The organism is Azonexus sp. (assembly GCF_036170495.1).
Classification (GTDB): Bacteria; Pseudomonadota; Gammaproteobacteria; order Burkholderiales; family Rhodocyclaceae; genus Azonexus.
The window spans coordinates 1-3,651 of the sequence record NZ_JAVHPH010000218.1; the positions used below are offsets into that span (position 1 = coordinate 1).

A 3,651-nucleotide genomic window follows, 5' to 3' on the forward strand; every position below is an offset into this window, starting at 1 on the left:
CCGAACGGACGACGCTTTCACCGCGCTCGACGGTATCGCGCATGCCTTCGATCTTGGCCGCGATAAAGCTGTTATCGACGGTTTGCGATGAATTGGTCAGCGCCTGCATGACCGGTACGCCACTCCGCATGCCAAGGGCGAAGCTGCGGGCAAAGCGGGCCATCGCCGCCTTGCGGACGATTTTTCCGGCAATCGGGAAATGCAGCACCATTGATTCCCACTGCATGCGCCCGGCCGTGGTGGCAACCCAGGCCCTGAAAGCGAATACGGCGGCAATAGTGCCGACGAGCATGGCCGGCCACCAGGCGACCATGAAATTGGAGAAACCGAGCAGAATTTGCGTCATCAGCGGCAATTCGGCGCCGAAACCCTGGAAAACCTTGGCGAAGGCCGGGATGACAAAAATATTGACGACGACGATAGCGGCCGCCATGGCCATGACGACAAAGGTCGGATAACGCAGGGCCGACTTGACCTGCTCGCGCATGAAGCGCTCGAATTCGAGGTGATCGAACAGGCGCAGGAAAATTTCGTCGAGCAGGCCGGTCGCCTCGCCAACTCGCACCATGGAGATATAGAAAGGGTTGAACACCTCGGGATGGCGGGCCAGCGACACTGACAGTTCGCGGCCGGCCTCCAGGCTTTCGCGCACATCGCGGATGACGTCCTTCATCGCCGGATTGGTTGCCGACTCCTGCAGGCCGCTCAGGGCGCGCATGATCGGCACGCCGGATTTCAACAGGGTGTGAATCTGCCGCGAGAAAAGCAGGATGTCGACGTGCTCGACCTTGGGCTTGAGGAAGCTCAGCTCGACATTGCCGCCGCTCTTTGCCTTGGCGCGGGTTTCCTCGATCGAAACCGGCGTGATGCCGCGCCCGAGAAGCACGTCGGCGACGCCACCCGAACTGGCGCCTTCGAGCACCCCTTCGATCAGCTTGCCGCCACCGTCCCGTCCTTTGTAGGCAAAGTTGGCCACGCCGGCTTATTCCTCGAACTGGTTGCTGATGCGCATGGCCTCGGACACCGTCGTCCGGCCGGACAGCACCAAACGGACGGCATCGCGGCGCAGCGTTTCACCGGCCATTTGCTGGCGGGCGACGCGCATGAATTCGCCGGGATCTTCATGGTTGATCGCTTCGACCACGGTGTCGCTCATTTCAAGAAATTCGTAGACGCCGCTGCGCCCCTGATAACCGGTGTTGGCGCAATGGGTGCAACCGCGACCGTGATGATAGGCATGGGCGTCGACGTCATCGCCCAACTCGTAGCGCAACCATTCATGCTCGTTCGGCGTCAGCGCGCAGGCTTCGCGGCAGTTGCTGCAGATGATCCGGACCAGACGCTGGGCGATGACCATATGAACCGAGAGCGCGACCATGTAGCGCGGCACGCCCATGTCGAGCAGGCGGATCGGCGTCGATACGGCGTCGTTGGTGTGCAGCGTGGACAGCACGAGGTGACCGGTCATCGCGGCGCGCATGCCGATCTCGGCCGTTTCCTGGTCGCGCATTTCGCCGATCAGCACGATATCCGGGTCTTGCCGCAGCACGGTGCGCAGCACGCGCGAGAAGGAGAGGTCGATCTTTTCGTGCACCTGCACCTGGTTGAGGCCGCCGAGCCGGTATTCGACCGGGTCTTCGACGGTGATGACCTTCTTTTCCGGACTGTTCAGTTCGTTGAGCGCAGCGTAGAGGGTCGTCGTTTTGCCGGAACCGGTCGGGCCGGTGACCAGCACCATGCCGCTCGGCCGCTTGAGGGCGTGGCGCAGGCGCTCAAGCACACGGGGCGGCATGCCGATCTTGTCCAGTTCGAGCAGGCCGGTGTTCTGGGCGAGCAGCCGCATGACCACCGATTCGCCGTACTGGGTGGGCAAGGTCGAAATCCGGACGTCGACCGGATTGGCGCGGACCTTGATGTTGAAACGGCCATCCTGCGGCAGGCGTTTTTCAGAAATGTCCAGGCCGGACATCAGCTTGAGGCGCAACGCGACGGCCGATGAAACCTTGGCGTCGGCCTCGGTCTGAATATGTAGCACGCCGTCGATACGGAAACGGATGCGCAGCGACTTTTCCTGCGGCTCGAAATGGATGTCGGAGGCGCGCAGACGCATCGCCTCTTCGAACACCGTTTGCAGCAGCTTGACGACCGGTGCATCTTCGGCGCCAGGATTGAGGCCGAGCAGGTCGCCGAACTCGATCGGGGTGTCGCCAAGTTCGGCGGTCAGTTCCTTGGCCAGGCCGGTAATCTGCTCGCCACGGTGATAGACGCGATCGACCATGGCCAGCAACTGGCTTTCGGTGACCACGGCAAGGTCGATCTCGCGATGGACCAGGCGCGTAATTTCGTCGTAGGCCTGCAAGTCGGTTGGATCGGCCAGGCCGATCTGCAAACGACCATCCGGCAACTGATCGAGCACCATCGCCCGAAACCGCCGGGCCGGTGCTTCCGGTAACAGTTTGATCAGATCCGGCTTGGGCGTGAAATTATTGAGGTCGACAAAGGGAATCCGCAACTGTCGGGCCAGCGCCTGCGAGATACCTTCCTCGGTGACGTAGCCGCTCTCGACAAAAACCCGGCCGAGCTTGCGCCCGGTGCGTTTCTGCTCGCCGAGAGACAATTTCAGTTGTTCCTCGGTAAGCAGGCCTTGCTGGATCAGCAGGTCGCCGAGGCGGACTTTTTGCGGGGGGGGCATCCCAACCTCCAAAACACCTTAAGAAACTGCGTTAACAATATGAAGTTACGGCTTAAGTTTCCACAGTAGACGTTTTTTAACCCCCCGACAAGTCAGCTAGTCCGCCCATCGCGGCTTACCTGACAATCAGCGATGCCGGTTGCCGCTGTTATGTTGCTGCGGTCGACCCGGTTTTTGCGCTGTTTTTTGCGCCTGCGGCCGGCCGGGTTGCGGCTTGCGCGCACCGCGCGGCGGCTGGACCGGCTTCGGCGGCGCGATGGCCGACGGCTCGAAGCCCGGAATGACGATACGCTCGAGATCACGCTTGATCAGTCGCTCGATGTCGCGCAGGCTGCCGCGCTCGTCATGGCTGACCAGCGAAAGGGCCTCGCCTTCCATGCCGGCCCGGCCGGTGCGGCCGATACGGTGCACGTAGTCCTCGGCGACATTGGGCAGTTCGTAGTTGATCACGTAGGGCAAGGCGTCGATGTCGATGCCGCGCGCTGCGATGTCGGTGGCGACGAGGGCGACCAGCTTGCCTTCCTTGAAATCGGTGAGGGCGCGCGTCCGGGCGCCTTGCGATTTGTCGCCGTGAATGGCGGCGGATTTGATGCCCGATTTTTCCAGCGTTTTAGCCAGCGCATCGGCGCCGTGCTTGGTCCGGGCAAATACGAGAACCTGGTTCCAGCCGCGCGTTTCGAAGAGGTGGCAGAGCAACTCTTTTTTCTGATCACGGTTGGTTTCGATAACGCGCTGGGTGACCGTTTCGGCGGCCGTATTGCGCGCTGCGACATCGACCGAAGCGGGGTTGTTGAGCAAGCCGGACGCCAGTTCACGAATGTCCGGCGAGAAGGTAGCGGAGAACATCAGGTTCTGGCGCTGCTTGGGGAGCAGCGCGATGATCTTGCGAATGTCGCGGATGAAACCCATGTCGAGCATGCGGTCGGCTTCGTCGAGGACGAAGATTTCGATTTTGGACA

The 3,651-nt window shown here is 61.6% G+C and carries 3 protein-coding genes; all 3 read right to left on the bottom strand.

The annotated features are described in order from the left end of the window. Nucleotides 1-976: type II secretion system F family protein (locus tag ADADOO_RS07415; protein WP_511276324.1), on the bottom strand; the 976-nt coding region annotated here is incomplete at its 3' end. 6 nt (nt 977-982) lie between these two features. Beyond that, entirely contained in the window at nt 983-2,692 is a 1,710-nt protein-coding gene (locus tag ADADOO_RS07420) for a GspE/PulE family protein (protein ID WP_511276326.1), read from the bottom strand. Between the two features lie 126 nt (nt 2,693-2,818). Next, a partial coding sequence (locus tag ADADOO_RS07425; protein WP_511276327.1) for a DEAD/DEAH box helicase occupies nt 2,819-3,651 on the bottom strand: 833 nt, incomplete at its 5' end.

Coding starts and splice junctions, on each gene's coding strand:
- ADADOO_RS07420 (WP_511276326.1), bottom strand. CDS start 2,692: ATGCCCCCCCCGCAAAAAGTCCGCCTCGGCGACCTGCTGATCCAGCAA.